The 16768-nt window shown below is 61.7% G+C and carries 23 protein-coding genes and 1 pseudogene; 17 read left to right on the forward strand and 7 right to left on the reverse strand.

Annotated features, from left to right (window positions below; all coding sequences use genetic code 11):
- The 4 genes and pseudogenes from Q0072_RS00680 to Q0072_RS00690 all read left to right on the forward strand — a co-directional run.
- On the forward strand, positions 1 to 1560 hold a 1560-nt coding region (locus Q0072_RS00680; RefSeq protein WP_298324275.1), incomplete at its 5' end, for a PAS domain-containing protein.
- Positions 1561 to 1636: 76 nt separating this feature from the next.
- A pseudogene (locus Q0072_RS21845) lies at positions 1637 to 2038 on the forward strand (RimK/LysX family protein); the annotation flags it as partial.
- Between the two features lie 75 nt (positions 2039 to 2113).
- Positions 2114 to 3049 (forward strand): 30S ribosomal protein S6--L-glutamate ligase, encoded by a 936-nt coding sequence (rimK, locus tag Q0072_RS00685; protein ID WP_366941762.1) that lies wholly within the window; start codon positions 2114 to 2116, stop codon positions 3047 to 3049.
- A 111-nt stretch (positions 3050 to 3160) separates the two neighbouring features.
- Positions 3161 to 3763, forward strand: coding sequence for a Smr/MutS family protein (locus Q0072_RS00690; RefSeq protein WP_298324278.1), 603 nt, complete (start codon positions 3161 to 3163; stop codon positions 3761 to 3763).
- On the opposite strand, the gene Q0072_RS00695 is transcribed toward Q0072_RS00690, so the two are convergent.
- Positions 3760 to 4779 carry an adenosine kinase gene (locus Q0072_RS00695; RefSeq protein WP_298324282.1) on the reverse strand — a complete coding sequence of 340 codons (1020 nt, stop codon included), beginning with the start codon at positions 4777 to 4779 and terminating at the stop codon, positions 3760 to 3762. The two genes, Q0072_RS00690 and Q0072_RS00695, sit on opposite strands and share 4 nt — an antisense overlap.
- A gap of 64 nt (positions 4780 to 4843) precedes the next feature.
- On the opposite strand from Q0072_RS00695, the gene Q0072_RS00700 reads away from it, so the two are divergent.
- The 5 genes from Q0072_RS00700 to Q0072_RS00720 all read left to right on the forward strand — a co-directional run bounded on the left by Q0072_RS00700 (position 4844) and on the right by Q0072_RS00720 (position 7727).
- Positions 4844 to 5713, forward strand: a complete 870-nt coding sequence (locus Q0072_RS00700; protein ID WP_298324285.1) for a hypothetical protein — start codon at positions 4844 to 4846, stop codon at positions 5711 to 5713.
- A gap of 49 nt (positions 5714 to 5762) precedes the next feature.
- Positions 5763 to 6008, forward strand: coding sequence for an AbrB/MazE/SpoVT family DNA-binding domain-containing protein (locus tag Q0072_RS00705; RefSeq protein WP_298324287.1), 246 nt, complete (start codon positions 5763 to 5765; stop codon positions 6006 to 6008).
- Positions 6002 to 6322, forward strand: coding sequence for a type II toxin-antitoxin system PemK/MazF family toxin (locus Q0072_RS00710; RefSeq protein ID WP_298324290.1), 321 nt, complete (start codon positions 6002 to 6004; stop codon positions 6320 to 6322). The genes Q0072_RS00705 and Q0072_RS00710 overlap by 7 nt, the downstream gene beginning before the upstream one ends.
- 81 nt (positions 6323 to 6403) lie before the next feature.
- Positions 6404 to 6760 (forward strand): metalloregulator ArsR/SmtB family transcription factor, encoded by a 357-nt coding sequence (locus tag Q0072_RS00715; RefSeq protein WP_298324294.1) that lies wholly within the window; start codon positions 6404 to 6406, stop codon positions 6758 to 6760.
- The gene (locus Q0072_RS00720) at positions 6726 to 7727 is read left to right on the forward strand and encodes an acyl-CoA desaturase (RefSeq protein ID WP_298324297.1); all 1002 of its coding nucleotides are present in this window, start codon (positions 6726 to 6728) and stop codon (positions 7725 to 7727) included. The genes Q0072_RS00715 and Q0072_RS00720 overlap by 35 nt, the downstream gene beginning before the upstream one ends.
- Here the strand turns inward: Q0072_RS00720 and nth are convergent.
- Together nth and Q0072_RS00730 are read right to left on the reverse strand one after the other, a co-directional pair.
- Positions 7701 to 8339, reverse strand: a complete 639-nt coding sequence (gene nth, locus Q0072_RS00725; RefSeq protein ID WP_298324300.1) for an endonuclease III — start codon at positions 8337 to 8339, stop codon at positions 7701 to 7703. The two genes, Q0072_RS00720 and nth, sit on opposite strands and share 27 nt — an antisense overlap.
- The gene (locus Q0072_RS00730) at positions 8332 to 8670 is read right to left on the reverse strand and encodes a phosphoribosyl-ATP pyrophosphohydrolase (protein WP_298324303.1); all 339 of its coding nucleotides are present in this window, start codon (positions 8668 to 8670) and stop codon (positions 8332 to 8334) included. The genes nth and Q0072_RS00730 overlap by 8 nt, the downstream gene beginning before the upstream one ends.
- A gap of 79 nt (positions 8671 to 8749) precedes the next feature.
- Here Q0072_RS00730 and Q0072_RS00735 point away from each other — a divergent pair, with 79 nt between their 5' ends.
- From Q0072_RS00735 to Q0072_RS00750, 4 genes are read left to right on the forward strand one after another with little or no spacing between them, the layout of a single operon-like run.
- Positions 8750 to 9220, forward strand: a complete 471-nt coding sequence (locus Q0072_RS00735; RefSeq protein WP_298324305.1) for a low molecular weight protein-tyrosine-phosphatase — start codon at positions 8750 to 8752, stop codon at positions 9218 to 9220.
- A gap of 36 nt (positions 9221 to 9256) precedes the next feature.
- Positions 9257 to 9559: a DUF3144 domain-containing protein gene (locus Q0072_RS00740; RefSeq protein WP_290796098.1), complete on the forward strand. Its 303-nt coding sequence runs from the start codon at positions 9257 to 9259 to the stop codon at positions 9557 to 9559.
- The gene (locus tag Q0072_RS00745; RefSeq protein WP_298324310.1) at positions 9556 to 9876 is read left to right on the forward strand and encodes a DUF3144 domain-containing protein; all 321 of its coding nucleotides are present in this window, start codon (positions 9556 to 9558) and stop codon (positions 9874 to 9876) included. Before Q0072_RS00740 ends, Q0072_RS00745 begins: the two co-directional genes overlap by 4 nt.
- Entirely contained in the window at positions 9873 to 10160 is a 288-nt protein-coding gene (locus tag Q0072_RS00750) for a DUF3144 domain-containing protein (protein WP_298324313.1), read from the forward strand. Before Q0072_RS00745 ends, Q0072_RS00750 begins: the two co-directional genes overlap by 4 nt.
- Before the next feature lie 31 nt (positions 10161 to 10191).
- Here the strand turns inward: Q0072_RS00750 and hslU are convergent, their stop codons facing one another.
- Genes hslU through Q0072_RS00770 form a run of 4 tightly spaced genes read right to left on the reverse strand, consistent with a single transcriptional unit; the run spans position 10192 to position 13339 of the window.
- Positions 10192 to 11490, reverse strand: coding sequence for an ATP-dependent protease ATPase subunit HslU (gene hslU, locus Q0072_RS00755; protein ID WP_290796091.1), 1299 nt, complete (start codon positions 11488 to 11490; stop codon positions 10192 to 10194).
- Positions 11491 to 11510: 20 nt separating this feature from the next.
- Positions 11511 to 12017 (reverse strand): GNAT family N-acetyltransferase, encoded by a 507-nt coding sequence (locus Q0072_RS00760; RefSeq protein ID WP_298324315.1) that lies wholly within the window; start codon positions 12015 to 12017, stop codon positions 11511 to 11513.
- A complete protein-coding gene (hslV, locus tag Q0072_RS00765) occupies positions 12014 to 12565 on the reverse strand; it encodes an ATP-dependent protease subunit HslV (protein WP_298324318.1) in 552 nt (183 codons plus the stop codon). Before hslV ends, Q0072_RS00760 begins: the two co-directional genes overlap by 4 nt.
- Positions 12566 to 12571: 6 nt before the next feature.
- Complete coding sequence (locus Q0072_RS00770) at positions 12572 to 13339, reverse strand: YoaK family protein (RefSeq protein WP_298324331.1); 768 nt, start codon at positions 13337 to 13339, stop codon at positions 12572 to 12574.
- A 392-nt stretch (positions 13340 to 13731) separates the two neighbouring features.
- On the opposite strand from Q0072_RS00770, the gene moeB reads away from it, so the two are divergent.
- The 4 genes from moeB to rlmN all read left to right on the forward strand — a co-directional run.
- Positions 13732 to 14499 (forward strand): molybdopterin-synthase adenylyltransferase MoeB, encoded by a 768-nt coding sequence (gene moeB, locus Q0072_RS00775; protein WP_298324320.1) that lies wholly within the window; start codon positions 13732 to 13734, stop codon positions 14497 to 14499.
- Complete coding sequence (locus Q0072_RS00780) at positions 14492 to 14917, forward strand: MAPEG family protein (protein ID WP_298324323.1); 426 nt, start codon at positions 14492 to 14494, stop codon at positions 14915 to 14917. Before moeB ends, Q0072_RS00780 begins: the two co-directional genes overlap by 8 nt.
- Entirely contained in the window at positions 14914 to 15270 is a 357-nt protein-coding gene (locus tag Q0072_RS00785; protein WP_298324326.1) for a c-type cytochrome, read from the forward strand. The genes Q0072_RS00780 and Q0072_RS00785 overlap by 4 nt, the downstream gene beginning before the upstream one ends.
- A gap of 314 nt (positions 15271 to 15584) precedes the next feature.
- Positions 15585 to 16768 (forward strand): 23S rRNA (adenine(2503)-C(2))-methyltransferase RlmN (gene rlmN / locus Q0072_RS00790; RefSeq protein ID WP_298324328.1); only part of this gene is annotated, 1184 nt, incomplete at its 3' end.

Here is a 16768-nt window from a genome sequence, read left to right on the forward strand (position 1 = left end):
CTGATCGGGCGCGAATTTGACGGCGGCCCGACGCGCATCACCGCCGAAGACCAGTTGCGCGCCAATGAGGTGTTTGGCGACCTGATGTCGGGTCAAAGCGATACACTTGATCTGGATCTGACCATTCCGCAGCCCGATGGCTCGCTGCGTCACGTCTCGCTGAAAGGACAGGCGCAGATGGTCGATGGCCACCGCGAACTGTTCGGCGTGGCCATTGATGTAACGCACGCCAAGGCAGCCGTGACCCCTGCCCCCCTGCCCGCCCCTGAGCCTGCGTCTGAGCCTGTGGTCATCGAAGACACGGCGAAGATCGAGGCGCTGGAGGCCGATCTGGCGGCGCTCGACACGGCCCGCAGCGAGGCCGAAGCCGAACGCGATGCCCTGCGTGCCGAGCTGGAAGCCCTGAAAGAGGCGGCGCTCGAAGCCGAAACTGCGAAACCCGGCGAGAATCCGGAGCTTGAGGCCCTGCGTGCCGAACTGGAAGCGCTGAAAGCGGAGCCCAAATCGGAACCGGAAGAGAGCCCGCTGAGCGTGGCGCTCGAAGCCTCTCTGGCGGAAATCGAAACGCTCAAGGCGCGCGCCGCTGAGTTGACGGCGCTGGAAAGCGAGCTGGAAACCCTGCGTCAGGACTATGCGACCCTGGCGCAAACCGCCGCCGAAGCCGAGCCCGATACGCGCGATGCCGACATTGAGGCGCTGAAGGCCGAGATTGCTGAATTGCAGGGCCTCAAGGCGTTGGAAGGCGAACTGAGCGCGCTGAAGGACGAAAAGGCCGATCTGGAGGCTGAATTTGCCGCGCTTCAGGCCGCGCCTGTGCCGGAAATCAAGCCGGAGCGCCAACTGACAGACATCGCCGGAGACCTCAGCCCGCTGCACCGTCAGTGGAAAACCGACGGCACGCTGACGCGCCTTTCGACCGGCTGGCAGGCCCTGACCGGCTGCGGCGCGCCGGAATTCTTCGGTGAAGGCTGGCTCGACAGCCTGCACCCGGACGATCAGGACCGCATCCACGCCGAGCTGGCCGTACATCTGGCGCAAAAGACGGCGGGCGAGTTGTCCTATCGCGTCAAGACGCCGGACGGCTTTGCGCCGGTGCTGGAGCGCCTGAGCCCGGTGATGACGGACGGGCAGTTCGAGGGCCTTTTGGGGGTCGCGTTCGACCTGTCGGCCCACCTGCCGCCGCCCCCGCCGCCTGTGGTCGAAGCCGGGCCGGATCGTCTGGAATTCCTGACGATGAAGGCGCGCACCGGGCAGCTTGAGCTGGAGATCGCTCAGCTTCAACTCGCCAAGCTGGAACTGGAGCGTCAGGCCGAACGCCTCGATACGGCTCTGGCCCTGTCGCAACGCTATGAGACGGTCGGGCGTCTGGCCGGTGATGTGGCCGCCGACTTCTCGCAGATGCTGAACGTCATGAACGCCGCGCTCGACATGATCGGGCGTCAGGCCGACAGCCCCGACCTGCGTCGCCTGTCCGAAGCCGCTCTGGCGGCCGGCAAGCGCGGTGAACGCCTGACGCGACAATTGCTGGCCTTTACCACCGAGGCCAAAGAGAAGGCGTAAGTCGGCGCGGGCTGCTATAAAAACGTCGCAAAAACGGCCTATGGGCGGAGGTCTCAACCGTTACGCAGGATCGTCCATGACCGACAGCGCACCGCTTACCTTTGGCTGGGAAGAATGGGTCGGCCTGCCCGATCTGGCCCTGCCGGCCATCAAGGCCAAGGTCGATACCGGGGCGCGCACCTCGGCCCTGCACGCGGTGGATATCGAGGTCTTCGGCACGCCGGAACGCCCGCGCGTGCGCTTTGTCGTCAATCCGGTGCCGGGCCGTTACGATATCGAGGTTGCCTGTTCCGCCGACCTCAAGGATCAGCGCGAAGTCACCTCGTCCAATGGCGAAACGGAGTGGCGATACGTCATCGAAACCCACATTTCGATCGACGGCGTCAACCACCCGATCGAGGTGTCGCTCACCAACCGCGCCAACATGGCCTATCGTATGCTGATCGGGCGTCAGGCGCTGGAAAGCCTCGGCGCGCTGGTCGATCCGACAGCAGGGCAACGCCTGCCGGTCCTGTCCTATGATGTCTATAGCCGCGCCGATGCCCCAAAGGCCGTGAAGCGTCCCTTACGTCTGGCCGTGCTGACGCAGGATGCCGGCAACTATTCGATCCGCGCCCTGATCAGGGCCGCGCAGAACCGCGATCACGTCATCGAGGCCATCGAGACCTCGCGCTGCTACATGAACATCAATGTGACGCGGCCCGAAGTGCATTATGACGGCAAGCCCCTGCCGCAGTTCGACGCCATCATCCCGCGCATCGGCGTGCCGATGACCAGCTATGGGCTGGCCGTGGTGCGGCAGTTTGAAACGACAGGCGCCTATTGCCTCAATAGGTCTTCGGCCATTTCGGCCTCGCGCGACAAGCTGCACGCGCTTCAGGTGCTGGCGCGCAAGGGCATCCCCATGCCGGTGACGGCGTTTGCCAAATCGCCCAAGGACACCGACTTTGTGGTGCAACTGGTCGGCGGCGCGCCGCTGGTCATCAAGCTGACCAAGGGGGCGCAGGGACGCGGCGTGGTGCTGGCCGACACGCATCTGGCCGCCGCCTCGGTCATTTCGGCCTTCCGCGATCTGGATGCCGAACTGCTGACGCAGGAATTTATCCGCGAAGCCGACGGCGAAGACCTGCGCTGCCTCGTCATCGGCTCAAAGGTCGTGGCGGCCATGAAACGCAAGGCCAAGATCGGCGATTTCCGCGCCAACCTGCATCAGGGCGGCAAGGCCCTGTCGGTCGAGATCACACCGGAAGAGGCCGACATCGCCGTGAAGGCGGCCCGCGCTCTGGGGCTTCAGGTGGCGGGCGTCGATATTCTGCGCTCGCACTCCGGGCCCAAGGTGCTGGAGGTCAATTCCTCGCCGGGCCTTCAGGGGATCGAAAAGGCCTCCGGCGTTGATGTGGCCGACCTGATCATCCGCCATGTCGAGAGCAAGCTGCGCCCGGTGCAGCACCTGCCGAAACAGAACCCGCGCGCCAAACGCCGGGATTGATGTTCTGGTTTACACCTCCCCGCTGGCGGGGAGGGGAACCGTGAGTGAAACGAACGGGGGTGGGGTGGAAACCCTCTTTCCCCCTGCGCCACTCCATGCCATTTAAGCCCTATGAAGCGCTTTGGCCTGAAGGACGAGGATCTGAAACTGTGGCATCTGGTGACGGCCACGGTGCGTCCGCACGCGCTCAGCAAAAAGAAGCCCGCACCGGTCAAACCACCCTTCGCCCAACCGGAGATCGAGACCGTCACCATCAAGGGCCTGCCCGAAGGTCAAAACACGCTTTCCGCCCCGCGTATCGAACGCCCCCTGCCGCTGGTGCCGTTCAAAATCGGTGAGGCCGTGCGCCCGCAGAGCGGCTTTCGCCTGAGCGAAGCGACCTATTTTGCCCCCGATCCGATTGAACCCAAGCGCAAACGCCGCATCAGCCGCGAACGCGACCCCATCGAAGCGCGCCTCGACCTGCACGGCCTGAATCAGATTCAGGCCGAACAGCGCCTTAAGGCCTTTGTACAGCAGGCCTGGGCCAATGACTATCGCGCCGTTCTGGTCATTACGGGTAAGGGCATGGCGGAAAACGGCATATTGAAGCGCAACGCACCGGAATGGCTGTCCGATCCGGCGCTGGCGCACATCGTGGCCGGGATATCACAGGCCCACGCCCGCCACGGCGGCTCCGGCGCGCTCTATGTGGCGTTGAAACGCAGAGCTTAAATCAACCCATTCTGCTTCGCCAGTTCGGCATAGCTGACCTGCGGGCGCGGGCCGTAGTGGCTGATCACCTCGGCGGCGGCCAGGGCCCCCAGACGGCCGCAGGTTTCCAGATGCAGGCCCTGCGTCAGGCCATACATCACCCCGGCCGCATACTGATCACCGGCCCCGGTGGTATCGACGACCTCAGTGACCGGATAGACAGGGATGTCGTGCGACAGATCGGCCTTCAGCGCCACCGAGCCGCGCTCGGAACGGGTAACGAAGGCCAGATCGGCCTTGGACTTCAGATAGCGCGCCGCCTTGTCGAAATCTTCAGTCTGGAACAGCGACAAAAGCTCGGACTCATTGGCGAAGACAAGGTCAATATGCTGCTCAATAAAGGCCAGCAGGTCGGTGCGCCAGCGATCGACGACAAAGCTGTCCGACAGGGTCATGGCCGTTTTGCGGCCCGCCGAGCGGGCGATCTCACAGGCCTTGGCAAAGGCCGCGCGACCCGACGGCGTGTCGAACAGATAGCCTTCGAGATAGGTGATCTGCGACGCCTTGATCAGTTGCGGATCGACGTCTTCGGGCTGCACCAGAGCGGCAGCCCCAAGAAAGGTCGCCATGGTGCGCTGACCGTCTTCGGTGACATTGATCAGGCAGCGGCCCGTATGGGTCGGGTCGTCGTGCAGGAAGGGCACGTCAAAATGCACGCCACCTTTTTTCAAATCACGGCTGAAGACCTCACCCAGTTCGTCGTGAGCCACCTTGCCAATATAGGCCGCCTTGCCACCAAACGAGGCCACGCCGGCCGTGGTGTTACACACAGAACCACCCGATTCCTGCGTCAGGTCTTCGCTGTTCGACTCAGCAAAGGCCACCATCTTGCCATAGAGGTTCAGCGCCCGGTGCTGATCAATCAGCGTCATGCCGCCCTTGGGCAGGCCTTCCGACACGATAAACGCTTCGCTGGCGGGGGCCAGCACGTCCACAATGGCATTACCAACGGCGGTGACGTCGTACTCAGAAGACATGCGTGATTATCCGGTTGCTATTGGGCGTGTCTTTGCGCAAAAACCACGCGCGGAGCAAGCGAAAATGAAAAAGTCCCTTCTGATCCTGACACCGAACCCGGCCCATCCGTCGCATCACGGCCGCTGGCCCGCCGTGCTGGAGGCCTATCGCGCCGCTTTTGCAGGGTTTGAGGTCGAGGCGCAGCCGTGGTCGGAGCCTCTGACGCGGCCCTATGATCTGGTGCTGCCGCTAGTCGCCTGGGGCTATCACAATGCGCCCGATGAGTTTCGCCGCGCTCTGGCCCACATTAAGGCCAAGGGCTACCGGATGCACAACCCGGCTGAAATCGTCAGCTGGAACGTCGATAAGACCTACCTGCGCGATCTGGCCGAAGGCGGCATCCGCATCGTCCCGACCCTGTTTGCCGACGCGCTGACGCCCGAAACTATGAGCCGCGCCCGTGCCGATTTTGCGCAGGACGCGCTGGTGCTCAAGCCGCGCATCTCCGCCGGGGCCAAGAAAACCCTCATCTGGGCAGGGGCCGACGTGCCCGACGGCGCGCCGGAGACTGATGCGATGATCCAGCCCTTCATGCCGGCCATCCAGTCGGAAGGCGAATGGTCGCTGATCTTCTTCGGCGGCGATTTCAGCCATGCGGTGTTGAAAACGCCCAAGCCCGGCGATTTCCGTTCACAACCCGACTATAACGCCCACCTGCGGGTGCAGACCCCGCCGGTCGCCGCCGTCGAACTGGCCTATCAGGCGCTGGAATATGTGGGTCAGACCCTGCTCTATGCGCGCGTCGATATGGTGCGCAATGCCGCCGGTGACTTCTGCCTGATGGAGTTGGAGCTGATCGAGCCCGACCTCTACCTCAAATACGAAGACGCCGCCCCGGCCCGCCTCAGCCACGCGGTCGAAGACGCATTGGGGCTATGCGGGCACAGGCACTGATTGCTTTTCCACAGCCATCGTGCTAACTTTGTGCTAACGGAGGCTCTACATGAAAGCCAGCTTGCGCAAGATGGGCAATTCCCAGGGCGTGATCATCCCCAAGGCGGTGATCGCGCAACTGGAGTTGTCGGACAGTGTGGAAATGACCGTCACCGACACGGCCATCATCCTTGAAAAGCCCAAAACCGCCCGCGCAGGCTGGAGCGAGGCCAGCCGGGCACTGGCCGAAGCCGGAGACGACGGGCTGGTCTGGCCGGACGTGGCCAATGCCGATGACGCAGACCTGAAATGGTAACGCGCGGCGAGGTGTGGCTGGCGGCATTAGACCCGACGGTGGGCAGCGAGATTCAGAAAACGCGGCCCTGTGTGATCATCTCTCCGCCCGAAATGCACGATCACCTGCGCACCGTCATGGTCGCCCCGATGACCACGGGCAGCCGCAATGCTCCGTTTCGCATCCCGCTGACGTTTCAGGGCAAAAACGGCCTGATCCTGCTGGATCAGATTCGCACGCTCGATAAGACGCGACTGATCAAACGGCTGGGGGCCTTGGACAATCCGACTCTGATGACGACCCTTTCCACGCTTCAGGAGATTTTTGTGGTGTGAACTTCTTCGCTTCAGAGTTGACTTGACATTCACATTTAGAAAAGTAGATATTTAGCGAATTAGCTAATTAACTTTGTATCCATGGACAAGATTTTCAACGCCCTGTCGTCAACGACACGGCGAAAAATACTCGCTTACCTGTCGAGCGCCCGGTTGAACGCCGGTGAGATCGCTGAGCGCTTTGACATGTCCAAACCTTCGATTTCCAAACATCTCGACGTGCTGGAAAACGCGGGCCTCATCCGTTCGGAAAAGGTCGGGCAATTCGTTTACTACAGTCTGCTGCGCGACAATCTCGTTACAAACCTGTACGATTTTCTCAATGATTTCTGCCCCGTAAGCCAGACCTACAAACAAGAAAGCGCGGCACTCCGGGCGAAGGGGGGCGCTCAGGAGGCTGAATATGACCGCCCCGTTCGAGAACATAAAACGGATTGACGAAAGCCTCCCTGCCGACCCGGTCAAGGGGAGTGTCGTATGGTCGCCCGTCAAGTCCCTCTTCCTGCTGAGCATGTATGCGGCCACGGTCTATGGAACCGTCCATTACTTCCGGCTTGATACGCTTGCTCTGTTTACCGCCAAAACCGTGATGGTGCTTCTGCTGGGGCACTCGGTCGGGATGCACCGGCGCCTGATACACAAGAGTTTTGATTGCCCGCGGTGGCTTGAGCGGTTGCTGGTCTATATGGGCACACTGGTCGGATTAGGCGGCCCCTTTGCCATGATCCGGACGCACGATTACCGCGACTGGGCACAGAGGCAGCCGACATGCCATGACTACTTTGCTCATCGCCAACCGCCGCTGACCGATGCCATTTGGCAGATGCATTGTGACATTCACCTGAATCAACCACCCGCATTGACGATTGAACCGGAAGTGGCCAAAGACCGTTTCTATCGCCTCATCGACCGCCACTGGATCATGGTGCATGTGCCGTGGGCTATAGGCTTCTATCTGATGGGCGGTTGGGCGTGGGTCATCTGGGGCGTGTGCGCACAGATCACGGTGACCGTCACCGGACACTGGCTGATTGGCTATCTGGCCCACACGGGAGACGCCCATGACTGGCATGTTGATGGCGCTGGCGTACAGGGCCGCAACGTCAGTTTCACCGGATTGATCACGATGGGCGAAGGCTGGCATAACAATCACCATGCCTTCCCCGGTTCCGCCCGTATCGGCATCTATAAAGGACAAAGTGATCCGGGATACTGGCTTTTGAAAGCTCTGGAGGCGCTTGGCCTTGTGTGGAACATCCGCCTGCCGCAGGACTTACCCCACAGACCACAACTATACTGGGCGGGCCAAGATACGCCCGAAGCGAAACCGGACCGACGCCCGTGCTGGGTTCTGACGCGGATCGGAAGGGCCCTTCACCTAACCCACCCCGCGCTTGGGGCATAGGTCTTCGACCAGACAGGCCATACATTTGGGGTTGCGTGCTGTGCATGTATAGCGCCCGTGCAGGATCAGCCAGTGGTGGGCCCGCGTCAGCCATTTGCGCGGGATGGAGGCCATCAGTTGCGCTTCGACCTTGTCCGGCGTGGTGGCGCCGTCATCGACCAGCCCCAGTCGGTGCGAGACGCGATAAACATGCGTATCGACCGCAATGGCCGGCTCGATATCCAGCTCATTGAGCACCACCGACGCCGTCTTGTTCCCCACGCCCGGCAGGCTGAGCAGGTCCGTGCGATTGAGCGGCACCTGACCGTCGAAACGGCTGATCAGGATACGGCACATCTCCATCACATTCTTTGCCTTGTTGCGATAAAGCCCGATGGAAGAGATCATCTGCATCAGGCGTTCTTCACCCAGATCGAGCATGGCCTGCGGCGTGTCGGCCAGGGCAAACAAAGGTCCGGTCGCCTTGTTGACCGCCACATCGGTCGTCTGGGCCGACAGGGCGACGGCCACCACCAGCGTAAACGGATTGGAGAAATTCAGTTCGGTCTTGGGTTCCGGCTTATCGGCCTCAAAGCGCTCGAACAGCTTTTTGACGGCGGCGGCACTACGCATGTGTGGCTTCCGCCGCCATCACAGCCTCCCATTTGAGCCATTTCTCGGCGATGGCGGCATTAAGGTCGATGCCTTCGGCGCGCGCCATCAGCAGCGTCATGCAGATCAGGTCGGCTATCTCCATCGCCACCTCATGCTTCGCCTCTGTGGCGTCCCGGCGCGATCGTCCGGTCATGGCCAGATAGGCCTGGGTGAGCTCGCCCATCTCTTCCTGCATTTTCAGCAGGTGCCAGTCGCCGCCCCGGTCGATGCCATAGACGCGCTCATAGCGGTCGGAAATGGCCTGAAGGCGGTCGATAAAGGGCTCAAGTTCGGGAAGCGGCGCGGTCATGGCCGTATTGTGAAATGATTTCAGGCCGCCCGCAAGACACGCCTTGCGAGGGAAGCGACGAACGGGCTAAGCGTTTCCCATGGTCTGCATTCTGTTTGTCTGTCTGGGTAATATCTGCCGTTCGCCGCTGGCCGAGGGCCTTTTGCGCCACCATGTCGAACTGGCGGGTCTGAGCGACCGCTTTGTCATCGACTCCGCCGGGACCGGCGGCTGGCACGCGGGCGAAGGGCCCGACCGGCGTTCCGTCGCCGTGGCGGCGCGTTATGGGGTCGATATTTCCACCCAGTGCGCGCGTCAGCTTCACCGCGACGACTTTTACCGCTTCGACCTGATCCTTGGCCTCGACCGCGATAATGTGCGCCATATCCGCAAAATCGCCCCGGATGATACCACCGCCCGCATCGGTCTTTATCTTGAGGAAGCGCTGAGCCTGACGAAGGACGTGCCCGATCCCTATTACGGCGACACCCGCGATTTCGAGGCCGTCTATCGCCTGTGCGATGAGGCCTCGGCGGCGTTGCTGCGCACGTTGACAAAGCCTTCACGTTGACACCAGATAGACGGCTCGTTTTACAGGAGTAACCTTGTGGCTGAACTGACAGACCATCGCTTCAATGAACTGATGATCGAGCATATTGAACTCGCAAATGGTCACCTCAAGGAGGCCAACCCTGGGCAGGCTGGGGCTGCCCTGATGCACGCGGCAGCCCGTTTCAATGCCTTCGTGTCGTCCACGCAATTTGTCGGCGGTCGAGTCATGCTGCAAAGCAAGGAGGCGCACATTGACCACTATGTGAAGCTGTATCGCCAGTATCTTGAGGGACATTACGAAGAGTACGCGCAAAACTTTGCCGAATATGGTCGCCCCAATCTGGGCATCCCCAAATGACCCAGCCCAAACAACTGAGTGCCGAAGCGTTTAACGCGCTCACAGCGGAATTCATCCATATTGCTAATGCACAGGCCAAGGCTGTGGATTCCTTTTCCATCTCCGAAGGCGCTTTTTTGCACGCCGCCGCCTGCTACAGCGCCTTCATAACCGCTGTGGGTGAACCGACCGGTGCCGATATGCTGGCCAAAAAGGAGGATATGGTCGCCAGAATCAGCGCCCGCTTCCGCGAATACCTCGACATCCACTACATTGAATATGCGAAGAACTTCGACACCTACATGGCCAAGGTGCCGAGCGAAAAGGACAAGGGATGACCACGCCTACCGTTTCTAACGACGTCTTCCGTCAGATGGCGGCCGACCATATCGACCTGACCAACAGCCACGCGCACAAAAGCTCGATCGGCGAAGCCGGCGGGGCCCTGCTTCAGGCCGCCACGCGCTATACGGCCTTTTCCTGCGCCGCCCAGAGCGCCGACAAGACGCAGTTCCTCGCCGCGCGCAAACTGAATGTCGATCAACTCACGGCGCAGTTCCGCGAACTGCTGCTCAGTCACTATGATGACTTTGGCGACAATTACGACACCTATCTGAGATAACAAAAGCCCCGGAGCGATCCGGGGCTTTGGCTTACAAAATATAGCGGCTGAGGTCGGCGTCGCCTGCCACCTCACCCAGACGTTCGCGCACATAGTCGGCGGTGATGGTCACGGTCTGCCCCGTCTGATCGGCGGCGGTGAAGCTCAGCTCCTCCATCACCCGCTCGATAATGGTGTGCAGACGGCGCGCCCCGATATTCTCGACCTTGGCATTGACCTGAGCCGCAGCCGCGGCCATTTCGGCAATCGCGCCGTCTTCGAACGCCAGCGTCACCCCTTCGGTGGCCATCAGCGCCTGATTTTGTTTGATCAGATTGGCTTCAGGCTCAGACAGAATCCGTCGGAAATCGTCCTGCGTCAGGGCCTTCAGCTCGACCCGGATGGGCAGGCGCCCCTGAAGCTCCGGCAAGAGGTCCGACGGCTTGGCCACATGGAAGGCACCCGAGGCGATAAACAGGATATGGTCGGTCTTCACCGGCCCGTACTTGGTCGAAACCGTCGTCCCTTCGATCAGCGGCAAGAGGTCGCGCTGCACGCCTTCGCGCGACACATCGGCCCCGCCGCGCTCCTGACGCGAGGCCACCTTGTCGATTTCATCGAGGAAGACGATGCCTTCCTGTTCGGCGAGGCTCAGCGCCTCACGCGACACAGCCTCCTGATCGAGCAGCTTATCCGACTCTTCGGACAGCAGGATGGGCTGGGCTGCCGCCACCGTCAGTCGCACGGTCTTTTGCCGTCCGCCCATGGCCTTTTGCAGCATCTCACCCAGATTGATCTGATTGCCCGGCTGCCCCGGAATCTCGAAGGCCCCGATCGCGCCGCCCGTATCGGCGACGGTGATTTCGACCTCCTTGTCGTCCAACTCGTTATTGCGCAGGCGCTTGCGGAAGCTGTCGCGCGTCGCCGGTTGCGCCGCCGGTCCGACCAGCGCGTCCAGCAGGCGCTCCTCGGCCTGCGCCTCGGCCTTGGCGCGCACGCCCTGACGGCTCTTGTCCTTGACCATCAGGATGGCGGCTTCGACCAGATCACGCACGATCTGATCGACGTCGCGCCCGACATAGCCGACCTCGGTAAACTTGGTCGCCTCGACCTTGATAAACGGGGCCTGAGCCAGCTTGGCCAGACGGCGTGCGATCTCAGTCTTGCCGACGCCCGTCGGCCCGATCATCAGGATATTCTTCGGCGTGATCTCATCACGGATGGCCGCGTCGGTCTGCTTGCGCCGCCAGCGGTTGCGCAGCGCCACGGCCACGGCCTTCTTGGCGTCAGCATGGCCGATAATATGACGGTCGAGTTCGGAGACGATTTCACGCGGTGAAAAGGTGGTCATTTGGCTTTGTATTCCTAAATTCAGGCGTTCAGTTCCGGCGTGCGCTGCATCAGGACCATGCGGCCGCAGGGCGTCGGGCCGACAGGGACGAAGCCCGCCTTTTCGCTGGCGCGACGGGCGGCGGCATTGGTCGTTTGGGGGGCCACCCGCATGCACAGGGCACCCTTTTTGAACATGCCGTTGCTGAGCTGAGTCAGAACCTGCGTGCCGATCCCCTCCCCCAGCAGAGCCGCATCGCCGATAAACAGGTCGATCAGGAAGGTGCCCCTGGGCGACTCCGCATGGCAGGGGGTGCCCGGCTCGTGATCGGGGTGGCACTCATAACACTGGGTGTAACCCGCCGGACGGCCATTCCAGCTAAAGATCCACGCCGTGGCATTGGCCGCGCCGATATAGGCCAGGGCGTCTTCGACGGCGTCCTCCGCGGTCTGGCCGTCATTGACCCACCACTGGCGCACGTGCGGCGAGGCCATCCACAACAGCAGAAGTCCGGCATCGTTATCGGTCAGGGGACGAAAGGCGATCACGCTTCCAGCTTTTCCAGAGTGATGCTGTGATTGGTATAGACGCAGATATCCCCGGCGATCTGCATGGCCTTGCGCGCGATCACCTCGGCATCGGGCTCATAGTCGAGCAGCGCCCGCGCCGCCGACAGGGCATAGGTGCCGCCCGACCCAATGGCCGCCACCCCGTCTTCGGGCTCCAGCACGTCGCCGACCCCGGTAATGGTCAGGATGTGGTTCTTGTCGCCCACCAGCAGCATGGCTTCAAGGCGGCGCAGATAGCGGTCAGTGCGCCAGTCCTTGGCCAGATCAACACAGGCCCGCGCCAGCTGATCCGGATAGAGTTCCAGCTTGGCCTCCAGCCGCTCCAGCAGGGTAAAGGCATCGGCGGTCGCCCCGGCAAAGCCGACGATCACCTTTCCGCCGGCCAGAGTCCTGACCTTTTTCGCGCCGCCCTTGACGATGGTGGGGCCCATCGACACCTGACCGTCACCGGCGATGACCGTCTTGCCATTTTTGCGCACGGCGACGATGGTCGTCCCGTGCCAGTTGGGGAAGTTTTTATCCGTCATACCGGCTTAATTGGCGGTTTCTGTGGGGCCTTTCAAGCCCCGGCGGCGTTTTTGCCGGGACAAGTCGTCCAGCATGGGCACAAGGGCGATCAGACCGAGCCCCAGCGACAGGGGCAGCACGGTCACAAAGCCCATATGGCTGAAGCCAAACGCCCCCGTAAGCCCGCCCGCCGCAAAACCCACAAGAAGCGACAGCAGTAACCGCGCCTTCTTCGGATGAAAACGCGCTTCGGCATGGGTGGCGCGCCCAAACAGGAAGCGCCCGGCCTCGATCCCTAAGTCGGTGATAATCCCCGTCATGTGAGTGGTACGGATTTCGGCGTGCGACAGCTTGGTCATCAGGCTGTTCTGCAAGCCCATCAGATAGCACAAAAGCCCGATGGTCAGGGGCAGGCTGAGGTCAATATCCCCGATCAGTCCCGCAGCCAGCAGGCCGAACAACAACAACAACACCGCCTCAAGCCCCAGCGTCAGGGCAAACTCCGAATGTAGCCGCTTCAGCCGCGCCCAGTTGATCAAAAGACTGGACGTCACCGCCCCCAGAAAGAAACACAGCACATAGGTGAGCGCCAGAACCGCCGGGCCGACCTTGCCCAGCACCATATCGTCGGCAAAGGAGGCGACCATGCCCGACATGTGCGACGTATAGACGCCGACGGCGAGAAAGCCCCCGGCATTGACCGCCCCGGCGACAAAGGCCAGCGTCACCCCCAGCCGGGCATCGCCCCTTTCGGAGCGCCGTTTGCCGCTAATCTGTCTGAGGGTCCGCCGCATCAAGAATGCTTTCCTAAAACCAAAAATTTACAGCGTCGTTTCGAGCCAGCCCAAACGAAACACGCTTTCGGTTGTGGTGACGGTTTAACGTTTGCGATCTCCCTCCTCCCCATTTTATGGGGAGGTGCCGAGTTTACGAGGCGGAGGGGTATCTTACGGGGGTTATACCCCTCCGTCAGCGTCGCTCCGCTCGCTGCCCATCGCTTGCGAAAGCTATACTTTCGCTACGCTAAACCCCATGATATGGGGAGGAGAAGCCGCGCTAAATCTTAAATTGCCACCACAGCCTAATATCCTTTGTAACCGTGAGGGATTATAGGCCGCCGCCCGTTAACGGTAAACGAACAGATGAGGGCTGGCGGGGTGGCCCGACGCCCTTTATATCTGAGGCCATGCCCCTGACCGATGTGCCCCCCCAACTGAGTGACGACGATCTTGACCGCTATGCCCGGCACATTGTGCTGAAAGAGGTTGGCGGTATGGGGCAACGCCGTCTGAAAGGCGCCAAGGTGCTGATCGTTGGTCTGGGCGGCATCGGGGCCCCGGCGGCGCTGTATCTGGCGGCGGCGGGCATCGGTACGCTGGGCCTGCTCGATGACGATGCGGTCAGCCTGTCCAATCTGCAAAGACAGGTCCTGTACGCCACCGGCGATGTGGGGGCGCTTAAGTCCGAGGTGGCGAAGGCGCGCCTGTCGGCGCTCAATCCGCACGCCACGCTGAACCTCCATCCCGTGCGGCTGACGCCCGACAACGCGGCGGAAATCATCAGCGGCTATGACATCGTGCTCGATGGCTGCGACACTTTCGAGACGCGGCATCTGGTCAACCGCACCTGTGTGGCGCAGGGCAAGACGCTGGTGTCCGGCGCGCTGGGACGGTTCAGCGGTCAGGTGGCGGTGTTCAAAGGCACGCCCTGCTATCAGTGCCTCGTGCCGGAGATTCCGCCCGACGCTGAAACCTGTGAGCGGGTCGGCATTGTTGGCGCTCTGGCCGGGATTATCGGTTCGATGAGCGCGCTGGAGGTGATCAAGCTGATCAGCGGCGCAGGCGACCCGCTGATCAGCAAGCTGCTGATCTTCGACGGCCTGTCGATGACCTCACGCGTCATTGCCTTACCGCGTGAACCGGATTGCCCGGTCTGTGGAGACGCCCATGCCTGATCTGACCACTGACCAACTGTTTCTGCTGCCGTTTCTGGGGCATTTTGCGCTGGTGGCCGGGCTCTATATCTGGCTGACCTGGGAACGCCAGACGGCGCTGCGCAGAGGCGAGATCAAGGCCTCAGCCTTCGTCAACGCCAATGCCGACCCGGAGCGCTCAAAGCGCGTGGCGCGCAACCTGTCCAATCAGTTTGAACTGCCGGTCTTTGCCCTGTTTGCTGCGGCCATCATCTATCAGTCGGGCCGCATCGAAGCGATCGACATCGCCGCCGCCTGGCTGTTTCTGATCGGACGGCTGATCCATACGGGCGTGCAGACCCTGACGACGAATGTGCCGTTGCGCGGGCTGGTCTTCCTGATCAACTTTATCGCCGTGGTCATCCTGATGGGGCGCGTGGCGCAGGGGGTGTTTTTATGAAGGCCGCGCTAATGCTCGCGGGCCTGCTGGCCGCATCCGGTGCACAGGCGCAAACCGTATCCGGCGAAGACCTGTTTGAGCGCTATTGCGCCAGTTGTCACGAAGTGACAGCGGCCAATGGTCAGGGGCCGGCGCTCAAAGGCGTGGTCGGCCGCAGGGTGGCCAGTGTCGCGGGCTTTGCCTACTCGCCGGCCCTCAAGGCCGCCGGGGCCAAGGGCCTGCACTGGGACACCGCGCATCTCGACCGGTTCCTCAGCGATCCGTCAAAGCTCTACCCCGGCACCTATATGCCGCAGTCGGTGTCAAAACCCGAAAACCGCGCCGCGATTATTGCGTATCTGAAGGCCCAGTAGAGCCCCCTCCACCCCTTCGGGGTCCCCCTCCCCCGTACGCTTCGCTACAGGGGAGGATGTCAAGCGCCTTAGAGCGTGTTTTGTGCAGATTGAATCAAAGTCACGCTCTAAATTTTTGGTTTAACGCGCTTTTTTCATCCGAAAAGTGCGTCACACTTTTCGGAAAGCGCTCCAGGATACATCCCAATTAGACATTCCGCGCGTTTTCCTGTATAGGCCTAGCAAAATGCCGTCACGGTGATAGCCGGGCGGCATTTTGCGTCAAAACTTAACGCACTCGCTCCCCGCATCTGTGCCTTTTCTGAGAGTCCTCCGTGGCCTATACGCTCGACCTGTCCGCCAAACCCGCCGCGCCCGCTAAGGTGAATATCACCGGGCTGACGCGCGATGGCCTGATCGCGGCGCTGAAAGAGTCCGGCGTGGTCGAGGAGCGCAAGGCCAAGATGCGCGCCCAGCAGATCTGGCGCTGGGTGCACCATTACGGCTTTACCGATTTCGACAAGATGACCGATATCGGCAAGGATCAGCGCGGGCCTCTGGCCGAAAAATTCACCCTCGCCCGCCCCGAAGTGGTCGAGCGTCAGGTATCGAAAGACGGCACACGCAAGTGGCTGATCCGCATGGCGCCCGGTATCGAGGTCGAAACCGTCTATATCCCGGATGTCGGCCGCTCAGGTGCCCTGTGCGTCTCGTCTCAGGTTGGCTGCACGCTGAACTGCTCCTTCTGTCATACGGGCACGCAGCGTCTGGTGCGTAACCTGACCGCCGCCGAAATCGTGGCGCAGGTGCAGGTGGCGCGCGATGACCTGGGCGAATGGCCGTCGCCCAAGGAAGACCGCCGCCTGTCCAATATCGTCTTCATGGGCATGGGCGAGCCGCTGTACAATCTCGACAATGTCGCCGATGCCATCGACATCATTTCGGACAATGAAGGCATCGCCATTTCGCGCCGCCGCATCACGGTTTCAACCTCCGGCGTGGTGCCGGAACTGGACTCGCTGGGCAAGCGCACGGCGGCCATGCTGGCCATTTCGCTGCACGCCACCAATGATGAGCTGCGTGACGTGCTGGTGCCGATCAACAAGAAGTACCCGCTGAAGGACCTGATGGCGGCCATCCGCGCCTATCCGGACCTGTCCAATGCGCGGCGCGTCACGTTTGAATATGTGATGCTGAAAGGCGTCAATGACTCCCCGGCCGAAGCGCGCGAACTGATCAGGCTGATCAAGGGCATCCCGGCCAAGATCAACCTGATCCCGTTCAATCCGTGGCCGGGCACCGACTATCAGTGTTCGGACTGGCGCACCATCGAAGCCTTTGCGGCCATCCTCAACAAGGCCGGCTACGCCTCGCCCATCCGCACGCCGCGCGGCCGTGACATTCTGGCCGCCTGTGGTCAGTTGAAGTCCGAAAGCGAGAAGGTCCGCGCCAGCGCGTTGCGCAAGGCTCAGGTTGAGGGGCTGGCTGCCGATGAGAGCGAAACGCCTCAAAATGAGAC

The sequence above is a fragment of the Asticcacaulis sp. genome (assembly GCF_027484505.1).
GTDB lineage: Bacteria > Pseudomonadota > Alphaproteobacteria > Caulobacterales > Caulobacteraceae > Asticcacaulis.